The sequence below is a fragment of the Nocardia transvalensis NBRC 15921 genome (genome assembly GCF_000308875.1).
In the GTDB taxonomy this organism is placed as follows: Bacteria; Actinomycetota; Actinomycetes; order Mycobacteriales; family Mycobacteriaceae; genus Nocardia; species Nocardia transvalensis.
In genome coordinates this window covers 54,717-71,298 of the sequence record NZ_BAGL01000088.1, presented here as the reverse complement: position 1 = coordinate 71,298, position 16,582 = coordinate 54,717, and the positions used below count along the sequence as shown (strand labels likewise).

Below are 16,582 nucleotides of genomic sequence, written 5' to 3'. Positions count from 1 at the left end.
GCGCTCCGGCGAGACGAACGGGGTCCAGCTGTCGGTGCCGCGCAGCACCTCGCCCAGCGACGCCCACTGCGTGGTCACGCCGGAGGATTCGATGTAGTCCAGGAACGGCGGGCTCACCCTGCCCAGCAGCAGCAGCGGCACCACCCACCAGCAGGTGGCCAGCACCAGCAGCGGAATCCAGGCCCGCGTGAAACGCCACCACTGCCGGTTCGGCCGGTACGACAGCCACCACAGCAGCGCGGGCAGGAACGCGGCCGCGGTCGCCACCGCGTTCACAGCGCCCATCAGCCCGAGCGCCAGCGCGCTACCCGCGGGGGAGCGGGCCCCGCGCTTGCGGACGCCGTAGGCGGTGCCCAGCGCACAGGGTGCGAGCAGGACCCACGGGGCCAGCATCATCGGCAGCGTCTCCGACGAGATCGACCCGAGCGTGGTCAGCACCCGCGGCGAGAGCGCGAATGCCAGCGCCGCCACCACGCGCGAGCCGCGGGAGCCGATGCCGAGTACCTCGCACAGCCGGACGATTCCCCAGAACCCGGCCAGTATCAGCAGCGCCCACCAGATTCGCTGCGTCACCCACGCCGGAAGTCCGAGGATGTGCCCGAGGGAGAAGAAGGCCCCGTGCGGGAAGAAGTAGCCGTAGGCCTGATTCTGGACCTGGCCCATCGGGGCCTGGCTGCTCCACAGGTGTGCGGCGCGGTCCAGGAAGCCCAGCGGATTCTGGGCCAGATCGTATTTGGTATCGGCGACGGTCCGTCCGGGCGCCTGGAGAAAACTCAGCAGGAACGCGACGACGACCGTACCGGCGAACCAGCGCCGGCCCAGCGGCGCTACGCGTGCGGGGTCGGCGGGGAGGGTAGCGGTCGGCGACTCAGCGAGAGCCGTACTCAACGTTGTTCAGCAGCGACGACGACGCGTCACCGCTGCGGTCGACCTCGGGCCGCGAGCTCTGCTGTGCCGCCATGGTGACAACGAAGACCGCGACCACACCGAGCAGCGCTCCGGCGACGGCGCTCGTGGCACCAGGGACGGCAAACTTCATCGCGGAACTCCCATACTTCGACGCGGCGTATTGCGGCCAACCTACAACATGAACCCGGGACCGGCGACGGGCGCGGGGCGAATCCGGCTAACCGGGCAGCTCGCAGTGCAATCCGCCGAGCAGCGTGCGGAGTTTGGCGGTGGTCTCGTCGAGTTCGGTCCGCGGATCCGAGGCCGCGACGATGCCGCCGCCGCCGAAGGCGCGGACCCCGTGCCCGTCGGCGGACAACTCGGCGCAGCGGATCGCGACCACCCATTCGCCGTCGCCGCGGGCATCGCACCAGCCGACCGCGCCGCCGTAGAAACCGCGGTCCTCCTCGGCCTCGACGATCGTCTCCAGGGCCAGGTCGGTGGGCGTACCGCAGACGGCCGGCGTCGGGTGCAGCAGCATCGCCAGGTCCAGGGCGGTGGTGCCCGGATCGCGCAGGCGGCCGCGGATCGGGGTGGCGAGGTGCCAGACCTCGCTGGTGTTGATCAGTTCCGGGCCGTCGGGCACGGTCAGTTCGGCGCAGACGGGTCCGAGCCGATCCCGGATCCAGTCGATGACGAAGGCGTGTTCGGCGCGATTCTTGGTGCTGGACAACAGTTCTCGCGAGCGCTCGGCGTCGATGTCCGGATCCGGGTGCCGGGGCGCGGTGCCGGCCAGCGGCCGCAGCGTGACGGTCTCGCCGTACCGGGCGACGAGGACCTCCGGGGTGGCGCCGACCAGCGTCGCCCCCGGTCGTCCCGCCGGCGTCAGATCCACCGCGAAGACATTGGCCCGTGGATGACGGGCCAGCAGATGCCCGGCCACGACCACCGGATCCAGTGGCCCGTCGGCGGCGGCGAGCAGCGAGCGCGCCGCCACCACCTTGCGCAGCGGCTGCGCGGTATCCGACAGCTGCTCAACCAGCTTGGTGACCCGCGCGATATGTTCTGCGGCACTGGGGATTTCGGTGATGACCCGGACCTCCGGCAACGGCGGCAGCGCGGCCGGCCGCCACGGCCCGGCGGTGTGCTCGGCCCGCTCCGGCTCGCACAGCGCCGCGGGCCGCCGCGGATCGAACGCGAGCGCCCCCACGATCAGCCCGGCCCCGTCCCGCAGGGCATCCGCCGCCCCCCGCGCCTCGTCGAACGCACGCCGCACACCACTGGTGCGCACGACGCCCCCGGGCTGGGCCAGCAGAAATCCGTCCATGATCTCCCGACCATAGTCCGAGCCGTTCCGCACCTTCCCGCCGAAGCGACGGAGGTCTCATGTGTTCGCCCGCACTCCAGGCGTCGGGGTCCCGGCCAAAAGCATGCCGGGACCATCGGGTTCGGCGTGCCCGGTCTCCCTCTTTCCGGCGTGCCCGGTCCCCTCTTTCCGGCGTGCCCGGTCCACCTCTTTCCGGCGTGCCCGGTCCACCTCTTTTCCGGCGCGCCCAGTCCCCTCTTTTCCGGCGCGCCCAGTCCCCTCTTTTCCGGCACGCTTTTGGCCGGAATCCCTCCCGGACTACCTCACTTCCGCCGGATCTTTGCCCGGGGGGACCAGGAGGATGGGGCGGTGGCAGTGTTTGAGGACCGCCTCGGCGACGCTGGAGTGGAGGAGGGCGCGGATGCCGGTGGCGCCGCGGGTGCCGGCGACGACGATGTCGACGTTCAGCTCGTCGGCGACGTCGACGATGGCGTTCCAGATCGTGGAGGTGCATTCGGCGGTGCGCGCCTCGGCGTTGAGCCCGGACAGCTTCGCCAGCCGGACGCCCTCGGCGTTGATGTGCTTGGCGTCGACGTAGGCGACGTCCTCGATCTCCTCGTCGGGCAACCATTCCGGCTGCATCACCCCGGACAGCCCGGACATGCGCGCAGCCTGCCGCACCATGGGCTCCCAGGCGGTGAGCACCACCGCGCGGGTCGCGGACAGGAACCGGCCCGCATACTCGACGGCTCGCTTGGCGTTCTCCGAGCCGTCGTAGGCAATGAGCATCGTGTCGCAGGGCATAGCGAACCTCCGGTTCCGGTGCCTCGGCCTCGTGTGTGAGGGTACCCCGGCCGACCTCAGGAAACGCGGATGTCGAGCCCCCTTGCCGGCCGCGTGCCGGGGCACTCGCCGCCCGCGCGGACCCTCCGTACCCGGGCCCCGGCGTAGCCCGTTACCGGAACGTTCCCCCGCGGCCGCCGGTCGGGCCGATACGATGGACATACCGGTTCGATATGCATCTGAGACAGCAAATTGGAACCGATCGGTTTGTGGCACAAAGGTTTCACACTGTTCGCCTGCTACAGAACTTCCATGCACTCGTATCTGACAATTTGCGCGTGATTCACCGAAACCGCTGATATCACTGGATATTCCGGCTTCACTGGAAGATCCCCAGGACTGTCGCCGGGCGCCGGTGCCGGCCACCGAAAACCGAACGAGGTTGATCTTGCGGTTGGAAGAACTTGCTACTCCCCAGGATTGGGCCCAGGCGTATCGCTCGCTGTTCGGTCTGCCCGGTGTGCATGTCACAGCTCCGGGTTTCGTGGTGCTCCCGCTGGTCGATTCCATCGCTGCCGTCAATACGCCCGAACCACTCGGCGCACTGATCCTCGGCGAGTTGACGGTGCGTGGGATACCCGGGCCGGTACTGGTCCGGGAACGACCGGCGCGCCGGACGTTCCTTACGGTCTTCGATGGGTACCCCTCTCTCGAATTCACCGTCCAACTGGAGCGTCACGGCGTGGATATCGGCCCGCATCGCAGCAATGTCATCCTGCCCACCGGCTTCGGCCGCCACACCCACGAGGGACGCTGGTGGGCGCGTGCGCCCCGGCGGGACGAATCGCTGCCGCTGCTGTCCGAAGTCGTCGCGACGGCCATCACCATCCTGTGAAAGTCATGGAACCGATCGAATCGGCCTTCTTCGGCCACCCCGAGGGTGACCCGCGCGCCCTGCTGTATTTCGAATGGCTGCAGCGGCGCGAATCCGGCTATGTCGTCGCGGATTTCGCGGAGGAGATCCGCGACCTGACCCATACTCCGTTACCCAATGCCGCCGCGTGCTGGCATCTGCTGGATCGCATCGAGGACGCGCCGCGCGATCCGCGATGGCCCTACGACGAGATCGGCACGGTCGTCGCGGCGCGGCGGATCGAGAGTCACTCGCAGTCGGGCAACCGGCTCTACGACCGCATCCTCGGCGGGTGGCTGGGCCGGTGCGTGGGCTGCACGCTCGGCAAGCCGCTGGAGAACGGCTTCAGGTGGAGCCCGCAGCTGATCCGCGCGTATCTGGAACGCGCCGACGCCTATCCGCTCGCGGACTACGTGCCGGTGCTGAGCCCGATGCCGGACGGTTTCCGGTTGCAGCGCAGCTGGCCGGAGTCGACCCGGGGCCGCGTCGACGGCTGCCCCCGCGACGACGACCTCGACTACACGGTGCTCGGCCTGCACCTGCTGGAGCGGCACAGTACGGGTTTCACCGCCGCCGACGTCGCCGACGAATGGCTGGAGCGGCTGCCGTTCCTGCAGACCTACACCGCCGAGCGGGTCGCCTACCGCAACCTCATCGATGGCCTGGTCCCGCCGGTCACCGCCCAGCACCGCAATCCCTACCGGGAGTGGACCGGCGCCATGGCCCGCGCCGACATCTACGGGTACGTCTGCCCGGACGATCCGGTGCGCGCGGCCACGCTCGTGGCCCGCGACGCCTCGGTCTCCCACACCGGCAACGGGATCTGGGCGGCGATGTGGGCGGCCGCGCTGATCGCCGCCGCCTTCGGCGCCCCCGACCCACTGACCGCGATCACCACGGCACAGCAGGTCGTCCCGGAACGGTCCCGGCTCGCGGCGGCGCTGGCCGAGGTGATCGACGACCACCGCCGCGGTCTCGGCTGGGAGGAGGCGGTGCAGGCGGTGCACGTCCGCCACGGGCACTACAACTGGGCGCACGCCATCGGCAACGCCTGCCTGGTGGCCATCGGATTGCTCTGGGGCGCTGGGGATTTCACCAGAACCGTCGCACTCACCGTGCAGGCGGGGTGGGATACGGACTCCAACGGGGCGACGGCCGGTTCGGTAGCCGGGGTGCTGCTGGGCGCCGGCGCGATCCCGCGGCACTGGACCGATCCGCTGCACGACCGGCTGCGCAGCGCCGTATCCGGATACGACGAGGTCAGTATCTCCGACCTGGCCCGCCGCACCTTCGACCTGGCCCGGCAGCATGCGGTGTGCGGGTGAGCCGATGCCGGATGCGCAGTGCCCCAGCGGAATTCCGCACGCTCCGGACGGCGATCCGTTGACATGCGGCTTTCGCGTGTGCCAAGCTCGCCGGTAACTGGATCGAACAGTCGGGGGTCTCATGAATCTGCGTGCGGTGTCGGCATGTCTGGCCGCGGCGGCGATCACTCTGGGAACCGGCGCGGTTCTCGGCGCGGGGACGGCGTCCGCCCGGCCGTTCGGTCCCGTCACCTGCGGCGCGCAGCCGGAGGACAGCCGGATCGTGACGACCTGCACGAATGAGGACGATGCTCCCGCGGGCGTGGGGATGCAGGCCTTGTGCACCAATCTGCGCATCTTCTGGCTCGGCTATACGGCCGAGGCCAATGCCACCCAGCAGTTCGTCGAGGACTGCGGCCCGGGCGCGTTCCCGATCCTGTGGAATGCCCAGGGCCTCACGGCCTGGCAGGCCGAACAGCAGCGTCGGAAGCAGGAGGAGCAGGACGAACTCGACCGCCTGCGTGAACGGCAGAACCAACTGGATCAGCAGCAGCACGACCAAGCCTGCCCGCTGGGAACGCCGCCCGGGACCGTGAATATGGGCCGAATCTGCTGAATCAGCCGCGCGGGCTCGCGTAATGAATCCAGTCCAGCCCGTCGGCATCGACCTCGTCCAGCTCCGCCGCGCGCACCAGCCCCACCCGCTCGGCCACGCGCTGTGAGGCGACGTTGTCCGGCCGGATCCGGGCGACGACGGGAAGCGTCGGCAGCCAGATCCCGGCCCACTGCACCACGGCCGTGGCGGCCTCGCTCGCCAGCCCCCGCCCCCAGGTATGGCTGGCGAACCGGTAGAAGAGATTGAGCCCCGGCTGCCCCTTGAACCGCGCGGTCCGCAACCCGCAGAACCCCAGTCGCGTCGCCTCCCCGCGCGGCCGGACCACCCAGTACCCGTAACCGAGCCGTTGCCACTGCTCGTCCCACCGCTCGAAAAGCCGCTGCGCCTCTTCACGATCGGCCACCGTCGACACCCACGGCTGTGGATCGCCGCAGATGTCGAGGACGGCGTCGACATCGCTCGCGACCGGACGCCGCAGCGACAGCCGTGAGGTCACCAGCTCTTCACCGACGCGCGCAGGACTCACACGGTGACTTTAGAACCAGTCCCGTGAAATGTGATCGGGCGGTTGCCCGGTCGCGGAGGACCGGGCAACCGCTCGCGTTCAGCGCTCCAGGATCGCCACGACGCCCTGGCCGCCGGCGGCGCAGATGGAGATCAGCGCGCGGCCGGATCCCTTCTCCGCCAGCTGCTTCGCCGTCTGGGCGATGATGCGGCCGCCGGTCGCGGCGAACGGGTGGCCGGCCGCCAGCGAGGAGCCGTTGACATTGAGTTTGCTGCGGTCGATCGAGCCCAGTGCGCCGTCGAGGCCCAGCCGCTCCTTGCAGTACTGGTCGGACTCCCAGGCCTGGAGCGTGGCCAGCACGACGGAGGCGAAGGCCTCGTGGATCTCGTAGTAGTCGAAATCCTGGAGCGTGAGCCCGTTGCGGGCGAGCAGCCGCGGCACCGCGTAGGTCGGGGCCATCAGCAGGCCGTCCGGGCCCCACACGTAGTCGACCGCGGCGACCTCGCTGTCGACCAGGTAGGCCAGCGGCTGCAGCTTGCGCTCGGCGGCCCACTCCTCGCTGCCCAGCAGCACCGCGGACGCGCCGTCGGTGAGCGGGGTGGAGTTGCCCGCCGTCATGGTGGCGTCGCCCAGTTTGTTGCCGAAGACCGGCTTCAGTGTGGACAACTTCTCGATGGTGGAGCCCGGGCGCAGGTTGTCGTCGCGGGTCAGGCCCAGGAACGGGGTGACCAGGTCGTCGAAGAAGCCGCGGTCGTAGGCGGCGGCCATATTGCGGTGCGACAGGTAGGCCAGCTCGTCCTGCGCCTCGCGGGCGATGCCGAACTCCTTGGCGGTGATGGCGGCGTGGTCGCCCATCGACAGGCCGGTGCGCGGCTCGGCGTTGCGCGGGATCTCGATGCCGACCATGCTCGGGCGCAGGCGGCCGACCAGCTTCACGTAGTCGGCGTTCTTCTTGGCGCGATTGGCGTCGAGCATCCACTCCCGCATGGACTCGCTCACGCCGATCGGCGCGTCGGAGGTGGTGTCGGTGCCGCCGCCGACGCCGGCCTCGATGCGGCCCAGCGCGACCGCGTCGCCGACGGTGACGATGGACTGCAGGCCGGTGCCGCAGGCCAGTTGCAGGTCGTGGGCCGGGGTGTAGGGCGACAGCTCGCTGCCGAGCACACTCTCGCGGATCATGCCGTGCTCGCCGACGCGCTTGAGCACCGCGCCGCCGACCACCATGCCCAGCCGCTCGCCCTGCAGGCCGTAGCGGCTGACCAGGCCGTTCAGCGCGGCGGTGAACATATCCTGGTTGGAGGCGTGCGCGTATTTGCCGTCGGAGCGCGCGAACGGGATCCGGTTGCCGCCGAGCACCGCGACGGGGCGGGTCTGCTTGGTGCGCTTGGCTCCGCTGCTCGATGCTCCGCTGTTGGAGGAGGCGGCCTTCGCCGAACGGGCTTTGGTAGTCACTCGAGTCTCCACTGTCTCGTCGGGAATTGTTCGGCGCTCGGGGCGTGGCCGAAAAAATCGGCTCAGCACCGATGCCCCTTCGCTGTCGGTTTACATTAAACTTACTCTGGAGTAAGTTCGTTGTCGACACCGTACCCCGTTGATGTGCGCAAAAACGCTCGGGGCGCGCCGGGAAGCGGGGCCCGCGTGCCCGGCCGATACAGACCTCCACACTCGACAGAAGGAAAAGGTAGGAACAGTGGCTGCCAGCAAGAGCAAGGGCGCTCCCAACCTCTACGGATCGTTCGTTCACTCGGCCCCCGGCGCGTTCCTGGCGAGCAAGCTGGGGCTGCCCAAGCCGGAGAACCTGCGCCGCTACACCCCCGGCGAGCCGGCGCTGCCCGGCCCGGTGCTGCTGGGCGGCAAGGGCCGTGTCGCCGACGCGACACGCACCCTGCTGTCGGATTACACCTTCGTGGATTCGCTCACACCCGGCGTCAAATTCGGCGCCCTGGTCTTCGACGCCACCGGCATCGGCTCCGTCGAGGAACTCGAGCAGCTGTACCAGTTCTTCCAGCCGGCCATGCGCTCGATCGCGCCGTCCGGCCGCGTCCTGGTCATCGGCACCACCCCGGAGCTGACCTCGGGCGTCGAGGAGCAGATCGCGCAGCGCGCGCTGGAGGGCTTCACCCGCAGCGTCGGCAAGGAGCTGCTGCGCGGCGCCACGTCCAACCTGGTCTACCTGCACCCCGAGGCGGCCGCCGCCGCGACGGGTCTGGAGTCCACCCTGCGGTTCATCCTGTCCGGCAAGTCCGCCTTCGTCGACGCCCAGGTCTTCCGGGTCGGCAAGGAGGACGCCGCGGTGCAGTCGGTCGACTGGGACAAGCCGCTCGACGGCAAGGTCGCCCTGGTCACCGGCGCGGCGCGGGGTATCGGCGCCACCATCGCCGAGGTCTTCGCGCGTGACGGCGCCAAGGTCATCGTCGCCGACATCCCGGCCGCGGGCGAGGCGCTGTCGGAGACGGCCAACAAGGTCGGCGGCACGGCCCTGGCCGTGGACGTGACGGCCGCCGACGCCGCCGACAAGATCGCCGAGCTGGCCGCCGAGCGCTTCGGCCGCCTCGACATCGTCGTGCACAACGCCGGCATCACCCGCGACAAGCTGCTCGCCAATATGGACGAGGGCCGCTGGAACTCGGTGCTCAACGTCAATCTCGCGGCGCCGCACCGGATCACGGAGGCCCTGGTCTCCAAGGGCGTGCTGAAGGAGGGCGCCCGGGTGATCGACATCTCCTCGATCGCCGGCATCGCGGGCAACCGCGGCCAGACCAACTACGGCGCCTCCAAGGCCGGTGTCATCGGCATGGTCGACGCCGAGGCCCCCAAGCTGGCCGAGAAGGGCATCACCATCAACGCCGTCGCCCCGGGCTTCATCGAGACCGCGATGACCGCCGCCATCCCGCTGGGCACCCGCGAGGCGGGCCGGCTCATGGCCTCGCTGTCGCAGGGCGGCCAGACGGTCGACGTCGCCGAGACCATCGCCTACTTCGCCGGTCCGGCGTCGAACGCGGTGACGGGTAACGTCGTCCGCGTATGCGGCCAGAGCCTCATCGGCGCCTGATCGGAGTATCGATGACCAAGACCATTTCGCTCGGCGAGCCGCCCAAGACCGGCAACCTGTACCTCAAGGCCGCCTTGGGCGCCGTCCCGCTGCCGCTGGTCGCCGGGCGCAAGTCCGAGATCCCGGACCGCGCCATCGAACTGAAGGGCGTCCAGGTCGACGCCGACAACCTGGCCGCGTACTGCCACGCGACCGGGCTGCGGTTCGGCGACTCGCTGCCGCTGACCTACCCGTTCGTGCTCACGTTCCCGCTGGTCATGCAGCTGGTGGTCGCCCGCGACTTCCCGTTCGTTGCCGTCGGCGCGGTGCACGCGGAGAACGTCATCGAGCGCACCCGCGAGATCTCGGTGAGCGAGCCGCTGGACTTCCACGCGCACGTGGAGAATCTGCGCGAGCACCCCAAGGGCCTGCTGGTCGACGCGATCAGCGAGGTCCGCGTCGGTCGTGAGCTGGTGTGGCGGCAGGTCACCACCTTCCTGCACCAGCAGCGGACATCGCTGTCGGGCGGCCCCAAGCCGGAGCCCAAGCCGGAGGAGACGCCCCCGCCGCCGCTGCGCACGCTGCGCGTCGACCAGGCGCAGATCCACCGCTACGCCGCGGCGTCCGGTGACCGCAACCCGATTCACATGTCGGCACTGAGCGCCAAGGCCTTCGGGTTCCCGCGCTCGATCGCACACGGAATGTGGTCGGCCGCCGCGATTCTCGGCGCCATCGAGGGCCGCGTCCCGGCGCAGTCCACCTATTCGGTGAAATTCGGCAAGCCGATCCTGTTGCCCGCCACGGTCAATCTCTACGCCGACCAGGTGAGCGACGCGGACGGCACGGCCGGCTGGGACCTGTCGCTGAAGCACCCGAAGAAGGGCTACCCGCACTTGACGGCTACGCTGCGTTGAGTTGAGTCTTCGGTCTCGTCGGGGGACCGAAAGAAGAGGGCCGCACATATTTTCGGCCGCCGCATATCGAGTCGCATGGGGGATTCGATGGCGGCGAGTACCGAAAAGGTGTGCGGCCCTTCTTCGGGCTATTCGGCCTTCTTCTTACCGGCCAGGCCGCGCCACGCCAGATCGTCGAGCAGGTCCACCGCCTCGGCGACCTCCACCTCGCCGCTGGCGATGCGGTCGGCGATGGCCTCTCCCGCGCCGATGACCGCGACGGCTACGACGTCGAAATTGGTTCCGGGCTCGGCGTATTTGGCGCTGGATTCCAGCAGTTTGCCCGTCAGCTCGATCACGCGCTCGCGGCTGTTGGCGATCTCGGAGGCGAACGGTTGCTGGCCCAGCGCCTGGCGGTACAGCACCTGCCAGGACAGCCGATTGTTGTCCACATAGGACAGAAAAGCCTCGAGACCGGCGCGCAATTGCTCGTGCGGGGTGAGGTGGGGATTGCCCGCGACCGCGACGGCCTCGATGAAACGCACGCTCTCGCGGCCGATGCAGGCCCGGAAGAGTTCGTCCTTGGAGCCGTAGTACAAATAGAGCATCGGCTTGGAGATCTTGGCCTCCGCGGCGATGGCGTCCATCGAGGTGTCGTGATAACCCTTGCGCGAGAACACCTCTACGGCGGCATCCAGCATCTGCTGTTCACGAACCGCCCGAGGAAGCCGTTTCGTACCGCCTGCCATTCGCTCTCCTAGACCATGATGAAACCCTTATCTTACTCCAAGGTAAGTTCCCATGGCAGGCACTTGCCGGTTATTCGCTCCGCGTGCCGCTCAGCAATGCATCGGAATGCCTTTGAAGCGGGCCATCCGCAGTACCGAATCGTCGACCTGCTTGGCGGGCAGGCGACCCTCGCGCACCTCCTGCTCGAGCTTGTCCAGCACGCGCGAGACGGCGTCCGAGCTGATCCACAGCGCGTTGTCGGCGCCGGCCTCCAGCGCGGCAACGACGGCGTCCTCGATCCCCATTCGGCTGGTGATCGCGGCCATCCCGCTCAGGTCGTCGGTGAAGATCGGCCCGTCGTACGGCGCGGCGCCGTATCCGGCGCCCTGGCGCAACAGCGCCATCGCCTGCGGGCTGATGCTCGCGGGCACCCCCGCCTCGGTCAGGCCGGGCACGTCCAGATGGCCGACCATGACCCCCGCGCCGGAACCCACCAGGTTGCGGAACGGCACCAGGTCCACCTGCTGCATCTGGTCCAGCGGCGGGGTGCGGACCGCGCCGGTGTGTGAATCGCCCGATCCCGAGCCGTGCCCGGGGAAGTGCTTCATCACCGCGCCCAGCCCGGCGTCGTGCATGGCCCGGATGAAGGCGTCGGCGTATTGGGTGACGACCTGGGGATCGTCGGAGAAGGAGCGGTCGCCGATGACGCTGTCGTCGGGCTGGCTGGAGACGTCGACATCCGGCGCGAAGTCCACGGTGATGCCGAGTTCCTTCATGGCCCGGCCACGGGCCACGCTCTCCTTGTAGAAGTCGTCGGCCGAGACGGTCTGCGCGCTGACGCGGGCCGACGGCGCGGGGCCGATCAGCTTGCTCAGCCGCGACACCCGGCCGCCCTCCTCGTCGATGGTCACCATCAGGGGCGTGCGCGCGGCGGCCTCGACCCGGCCCAGCTGCTTCTCGCTCAGCATGGCCTGATCGGTCCAGCTCCCGAGGAATACGCCACCGATCTGCTCGGTGCGCACCACGTTCTCCGCGTCGGCGGTGCCCGTCACGCCGACCGTGAGCAGCTGGGCCAGTTTCTGGCGGGTGGTGTATTGCGCGAGAAAGCCTGCGGTGCAATCGAGTTGAGCGCTGGTGGTGGGCGACGGCGCCGGGCTCGGCGGCGCGGCGGTGGCGCCGGTGGTTTCGGCGGTGCGGTCGGAGCCGCCGGAACATGCGGTCAGAGTGACCGCGAGAACCGCGAGAACGATCCCGGGAACTGTGCGCATGGGTCTCGACGGTAGCCGTCCGGTGAATCGCGGGACAGTCCGGGATGGCACGTCGGCCGCGCGACCCGCCGCTAGCCGGAGCGGTGTGTCCCACATCACTTTTCTCGATGCCAAACGTTATCGTGTTGTGACATCCATCATTGATAACTGTCGGTCGACCGACCTGTTCGGATCTCGGCCGGATCCGCAAATTCCGGTACTGCCAGGCGATTCGAACCGAATGCCGGTTTCTCCGCGCTGCGAAGTCGTCCCGCAACTGATGTGAATCCGTGTAACGGAAATTGATAACCTCCCGTTAACGATCGAGTCGACCATCGGCTTCCGATGGTTGTCGGCGCGCCATCACCGCGCGGCGAAAAGGAACTGATATCGACGGTATGCGGCAATCCGAAGGCCCTGTGCCGTCGGCGTCATTTCCTCGAACCAACAGCGCATAGCGGAAGGCTGAAACAACCATGCGTATCGGCGCAATGCTGCGCGGCGCGGGACTGGCTCTCGCGGCACTGGTAGGACTCGGACTCGTCTCCGCGTCGCCCGCCTCGGCCTCGGAGGTGGATCGCTATCTCGATCTGCCGCTGGTCAACCGGAACGCGGCGCAGAGTCCTGGCGGTGTGAACCCCGAATTGCCCTACGACCCGGCCGAATTGGGCCGGCTACTGGACGAGGCGCGCGCCGAGGGCGTGGCTCCCACTCGTTACGCCGCGTTGCTGTACCAGTATTGGCTGGTCGACGCGACCGGTAAGGCCGGTATCGACCTGCGGTCCTGGGATCCGCGGACCGGCGTGCAGGCCAACCGGGACAACCTGATCAAATCGTACCGCTACTACGAGAACCTCCAGCTGGACCATCGCGAACTGCAATGGGCCGGGATGGGCGGTCAGGTGGGCGCGGACTTCGGCGGCGGCCTGGTCGATTTCGAACTGATGGGCAACGTCTACAACCTGCCCGGCATCGCCGACGCGGCGCACACCGTGCTCGGCTCGGTCGAACAGGCCGCGGGCCCGCAGGCGGTGGCGCTGCTGCCCGAGGGCCTGAAGGCGCTGGCCGAGGCGGGGCCGCGAATCACTCCGGAGGATCTGCACTGGATCCTCGGCATGATCCTGGTGATGCAGAAGAACATCTTCTCCGACCTGATGCCGATGCACGACGCCTACGTCACCGGCGGGCTGTCCGCGCTCGAGGAGTTCCAGTCGGCGGGACTGTTCGGCGGCGACATCATGAACGCCTGGCGCGATGTCGCCTCGGGTGACGAGGGCCGGATCGCCGAGGGGAACGGCGTCCTGCTGCGGCGCGAGCAGCAGTGGGCGATCGGCGCGCAGTGGGACGAGGTCCGCAATTATAAGGGCCCGGTCGGCGAGGCCATCACCTACCTGAGCGGTGCGGCCGGGTCGCCGTCGGTCGCCGGTGTGATCCCGCCGCGCGAATTCCGTCCCGTGCGAGTGCCGTTCACCGGATCCGACGGCCGCGCCATGGAATTGACGATGCCGCTGCCGAGCTGGAACTGGTCGGTCCTCGACGATCGCTGGGACTACATCACCAGCCAGCTGCTGCCGAAGTACAAGGATCAGGTCGAGAACAACTGGCCCGCACTGGAAGCCACCATGCGCGTGCCCTACGAGCAGCAGCTGGAATCGCATCGGCCGCTGCTGAACATCCCGCAGCTGCTGATCTCGGCGGCGCAGCAGCTGAAGGTCACCCCGGCCGGACAGGAGAACTGAGATGGGTAAACGCACCCTCGCCGTGCTGACGGCGGTGGCGGCGATCCTCGCCTGTGGTGCCGGGGTCGTCACCGCCGACCCCGTTGCGCCCCAAGCGGATCCGACGCCGCAGAACGCTCCGGTCGCCCCGCCCGACGCCCCCGCGCCACCGCGGACGCCGGGGCTGGGGGAGGTGTTCAACGGGTACGTCGTCGGCTCGCTGCGAGGTGCGCAACCGGCCTCGCCGCAGGAGGCGTTCCAGGCGCTGCTGGCCAACGACCCCTTCTACGAGGAGCCGCCGCTCACGGGCTCCGAGAAGCCCGGCACCGTCCTGAAGTCCAAGAAGGTCGACGTGCTGTTCACCGGCGTGAAGCCGGCGAACCTCGACGCCTGGAAGCTGATGTACGTCAGCACCGATCTCGACGGCGTGACCCCGGTCGTCAGCACGGGAATCCTGATGATCCCGCGGGACGGCAAGCCCGCGAACGAGAAGCGTCTCGTCTCCTACCAGGAGGCCAACGACAGCGTCGGCTGGAGCTGCCACCCGAGTACGCAGTGGACCGGCGGCGACCCGCTCGACGGCGCGTCGTGGTCGGCGCTGGGACCGCTGGCGCTCATGTTCGGCAAGGGCCACGCGGTGATGATCTCCGACGTCGGCAACGACGCGGATCGCAAGCCGCACGGCGTCTTCGCGGGTAAGTTCGCCGCGCACACCCAGCTCGACGGCGCCCGCGCGGCGCTGAACTTCCGCGAGGCGGGCCTCGATCCGCAGGCGCAGATGGCGCTGTTCGGTATCGCGGGCGGCGGCGTCGGCGCGGCCTTCTCGGCGGAACTCCAGGGCGACTACGCGCCGGAACTGAACGTGAAGTCGACCGTGCTCGAGGGCATGGTCGTCAATCAGCGCAACTTCATGCGCGTGGCCGACGGCGGCGTCGGATCCGGATTCGCCTTCGCCACCCTGCTGGGCCTGGAGCCGAAATATCCGGAGATGGCCCTGGATTCGCGGCTGAACCCGGCGGGTCTCGGCGTCGCCAATCTTTTCCGGACGCAGTGCCAGGACGCGTACTTCGGCATGCCGTTCGTCCCGCTGAACGCGCTGTTCAACTCCGGGGTCAACCCGGCCGACGAACCGGCGTTCCAGCACGTGTTCGACGACAACGAACTCGGTAGATCGGGCGCGCCGAAGTCCAAGGTGCTCATCACCTCCTGCGCCAAGGACGACTCGTTCATGTCGCTGGTGCCCGCCGCGGACTCCCGCCACCTCGCCGACACCTACCGAGCCCAGGGCACCGACGTCACCTATCAGCCGACCGACTGCTCCATGGTCAAGATGCTCACCGACATGTACGGCTGGGGCACCGACCTGTTCGGCATGCAGACGATCGACTGGCTCGACAGCAATTTCGACTAGCTCACCCTTTTCCGGTACGCCACCACCCAAAGGAACGGCCCCCGATCAGCGGATGATCGGGGGCCGTTCCTTATCTATCTACTTACCCGGCAGCTCGTTGTGCCCGCCGAACGCCTTGCGCATCGCCGACAGCACCTTGTCCGCGTACAGCGACTCCCCACGCGAGGAGAACCGCTGGTACAGCGCGGCCGACAGGACCGGCGCCGGCACACCCTCGTCGATCGCGGCGTGAATGGTCCAGCGACCCTCGCCGGAATCGGAGACCCGGCCGCCGAACGTGCTCAGCTCCGGATCGGCGTGCAGCGCCGCCGCGGTCAGGTCCAGCAGCCAGGACGCCACGACCGAACCGCGCCGCCACACCTCGGTCACCTCGGGCACGTCGATGTCGTACTGGTAGTGCTCGGGATTGTCGAGCGGCGTCTCCTCGGCGGAGTGCTTACCGGCGTCGGTCTTGCCGATATTGGCCTTGTGCAGGATGTTCATACCCTCGGCGTAGGCCTGCATGGCGCCGTACTCGATGCCGTTGTGCACCATCTTCACGAAGTGGCCGGCGCCGGCCGGGCCGCAGTGCAGGTAGCCCTGCTCGGCGGGCGACGGCTCGCCGGTGCGGCCGGGGGTGCGCTCGGCGGCGTCCACACCGGGCGCGATCGCCTGCAGCAGCGGCTCGAGGTGCTTCACGGTCTCGGCCTCGCCGCCGATCATCAGGCAGTAGCCGCGCTCCAGGCCCCACACGCCGCCCGAGGTGCCGATGTCCACGTAGTGAATGCCCTTGGGAGTGAGTTCCTTCGCCCGCGCGATGTCCTCGTGGTAGCGGCTGTTGCCGCCGTCGATGATGATGTCGCCCGGATCGAGCAGCTCGGCGATCTGATCGATCACCGCACCGGTGGCGCCGGCCGGGATCATCACCCACACGATGCGCGGCTTCTCCAGCAGCGCGACGAAGGCCTTGTAATCGGTGGTGCCGGTGAAGCTCTCGCCCAGTTCGGCGGTGAACTCCTTGATCTGGTCCTCGTGCCGCGAATAACCGACCGCGGTGTGCCCGTCGCGGACGATGCGCCGCACGATATTGGCGCCCATCCGGCCGAGCCCGATCATTCCAAGCTGCATACTCATCTCCTCGAGTCGTCCGAGCTCCGGCAGGTCCGAGCTCTGCTGGCGATGCCTGGCGGCCCACCGTGACCCTACGTGGTGACCCAGGTGGCCGCCCGCACCGCAACCTCTTCGATTGTGCTCGGTGA

The 16,582-nt window shown here is 68.8% G+C and carries 16 protein-coding genes; 7 read left to right on the top strand and 9 right to left on the bottom strand.

Annotated features, from left to right (window positions below; all coding sequences use genetic code 11):
• The 4 genes from ON41_RS30475 to ON41_RS30465 all read right to left on the bottom strand — a co-directional run.
• On the bottom strand, nucleotides 1-822 hold an 822-nt coding region (locus ON41_RS30475), incomplete at its 3' end, for an alpha-(1->3)-arabinofuranosyltransferase domain-containing protein (protein WP_174411378.1).
• A 46-nt stretch (nucleotides 823-868) separates the two neighbouring features.
• Nucleotides 869-1,039: a DUF2613 domain-containing protein gene (locus ON41_RS40705; protein WP_083905739.1), complete on the bottom strand. Its 171-nt coding sequence runs from the start codon at nucleotides 1,037-1,039 to the stop codon at nucleotides 869-871.
• A gap of 87 nt (nucleotides 1,040-1,126) precedes the next feature.
• Nucleotides 1,127-2,215, bottom strand: a complete 1,089-nt coding sequence (locus tag ON41_RS30470; RefSeq protein ID WP_040751552.1) for an isochorismate synthase — start codon at nucleotides 2,213-2,215, stop codon at nucleotides 1,127-1,129.
• Between the two features lie 297 nt (nucleotides 2,216-2,512).
• Nucleotides 2,513-2,998, bottom strand: a complete 486-nt coding sequence (locus tag ON41_RS30465) for a universal stress protein (protein ID WP_040751536.1) — start codon at nucleotides 2,996-2,998, stop codon at nucleotides 2,513-2,515.
• A 427-nt stretch (nucleotides 2,999-3,425) separates the two neighbouring features.
• Here ON41_RS30465 and ON41_RS30460 point away from each other — a divergent pair, with 427 nt between their 5' ends.
• The 3 genes from ON41_RS30460 (at nucleotide 3,426) to ON41_RS30450 (ending at nucleotide 5,810) form a co-directional block, all read left to right on the top strand.
• Nucleotides 3,426-3,872 carry a hypothetical protein gene (locus ON41_RS30460; RefSeq protein WP_157185664.1) on the top strand — a complete coding sequence of 149 codons (447 nt, stop codon included), beginning with the start codon at nucleotides 3,426-3,428 and terminating at the stop codon, nucleotides 3,870-3,872.
• Between the two features lie 5 nt (nucleotides 3,873-3,877).
• Nucleotides 3,878-5,215, top strand: coding sequence for an ADP-ribosylglycohydrolase family protein (locus ON41_RS30455; protein ID WP_083905742.1), 1,338 nt, complete (start codon nucleotides 3,878-3,880; stop codon nucleotides 5,213-5,215).
• Between the two features lie 121 nt (nucleotides 5,216-5,336).
• Complete coding sequence (locus tag ON41_RS30450) at nucleotides 5,337-5,810, top strand: hypothetical protein (protein WP_040751534.1); 474 nt, start codon at nucleotides 5,337-5,339, stop codon at nucleotides 5,808-5,810.
• A 1-nt stretch (nucleotide 5,811) separates the two neighbouring features.
• Here the strand turns inward: ON41_RS30450 and ON41_RS30445 are convergent, their stop codons facing one another.
• Nucleotides 5,812-6,336 carry a GNAT family N-acetyltransferase gene (locus ON41_RS30445; protein ID WP_040751533.1) on the bottom strand — a complete coding sequence of 175 codons (525 nt, stop codon included), beginning with the start codon at nucleotides 6,334-6,336 and terminating at the stop codon, nucleotides 5,812-5,814.
• Nucleotides 6,337-6,414: 78 nt separating this feature from the next.
• Nucleotides 6,415-7,767: an acetyl-CoA C-acetyltransferase gene (locus ON41_RS30440; RefSeq protein WP_040751532.1), complete on the bottom strand. Its 1,353-nt coding sequence runs from the start codon at nucleotides 7,765-7,767 to the stop codon at nucleotides 6,415-6,417.
• A gap of 238 nt (nucleotides 7,768-8,005) precedes the next feature.
• Between ON41_RS30440 and ON41_RS30435 the strand changes: the two genes are divergently transcribed.
• Both ON41_RS30435 and ON41_RS30430 read left to right on the top strand, forming a co-directional pair.
• Nucleotides 8,006-9,367, top strand: a complete 1,362-nt coding sequence (locus ON41_RS30435; RefSeq protein ID WP_040751531.1) for a 3-oxoacyl-ACP reductase — start codon at nucleotides 8,006-8,008, stop codon at nucleotides 9,365-9,367.
• A gap of 11 nt (nucleotides 9,368-9,378) precedes the next feature.
• Nucleotides 9,379-10,260, top strand: a complete 882-nt coding sequence (locus ON41_RS30430) for a MaoC family dehydratase (protein ID WP_040751530.1) — start codon at nucleotides 9,379-9,381, stop codon at nucleotides 10,258-10,260.
• Between the two features lie 128 nt (nucleotides 10,261-10,388).
• On the opposite strand, the gene ON41_RS30425 is transcribed toward ON41_RS30430, so the two are convergent.
• A complete protein-coding gene (locus ON41_RS30425) occupies nucleotides 10,389-10,988 on the bottom strand; it encodes a TetR/AcrR family transcriptional regulator (RefSeq protein ID WP_040751529.1) in 600 nt (199 codons plus the stop codon).
• A gap of 90 nt (nucleotides 10,989-11,078) precedes the next feature.
• Nucleotides 11,079-12,236, bottom strand: a complete 1,158-nt coding sequence (locus tag ON41_RS30420; RefSeq protein WP_040751528.1) for a glycoside hydrolase family 3 N-terminal domain-containing protein — start codon at nucleotides 12,234-12,236, stop codon at nucleotides 11,079-11,081.
• Between the two features lie 455 nt (nucleotides 12,237-12,691).
• Between ON41_RS30420 and ON41_RS30415 the strand changes: the two genes are divergently transcribed.
• Nucleotides 12,692-13,954, top strand: a complete 1,263-nt coding sequence (locus ON41_RS30415) for a hypothetical protein (RefSeq protein ID WP_085995857.1) — start codon at nucleotides 12,692-12,694, stop codon at nucleotides 13,952-13,954.
• A 1-nt stretch (nucleotide 13,955) separates the two neighbouring features.
• A complete protein-coding gene (locus ON41_RS30410) occupies nucleotides 13,956-15,344 on the top strand; it encodes a lipase family protein (RefSeq protein ID WP_040751527.1) in 1,389 nt (462 codons plus the stop codon).
• A 78-nt stretch (nucleotides 15,345-15,422) separates the two neighbouring features.
• On the opposite strand, the gene gnd is transcribed toward ON41_RS30410, so the two are convergent.
• On the bottom strand, nucleotides 15,423-16,451 hold the full coding sequence (gene gnd, locus ON41_RS30405; protein WP_040751549.1) for a phosphogluconate dehydrogenase (NAD(+)-dependent, decarboxylating): 1,029 nt from the start codon (nucleotides 16,449-16,451) through the stop codon (nucleotides 15,423-15,425).
• Between the last annotated feature and the right edge of the window lie 131 nt (nucleotides 16,452-16,582).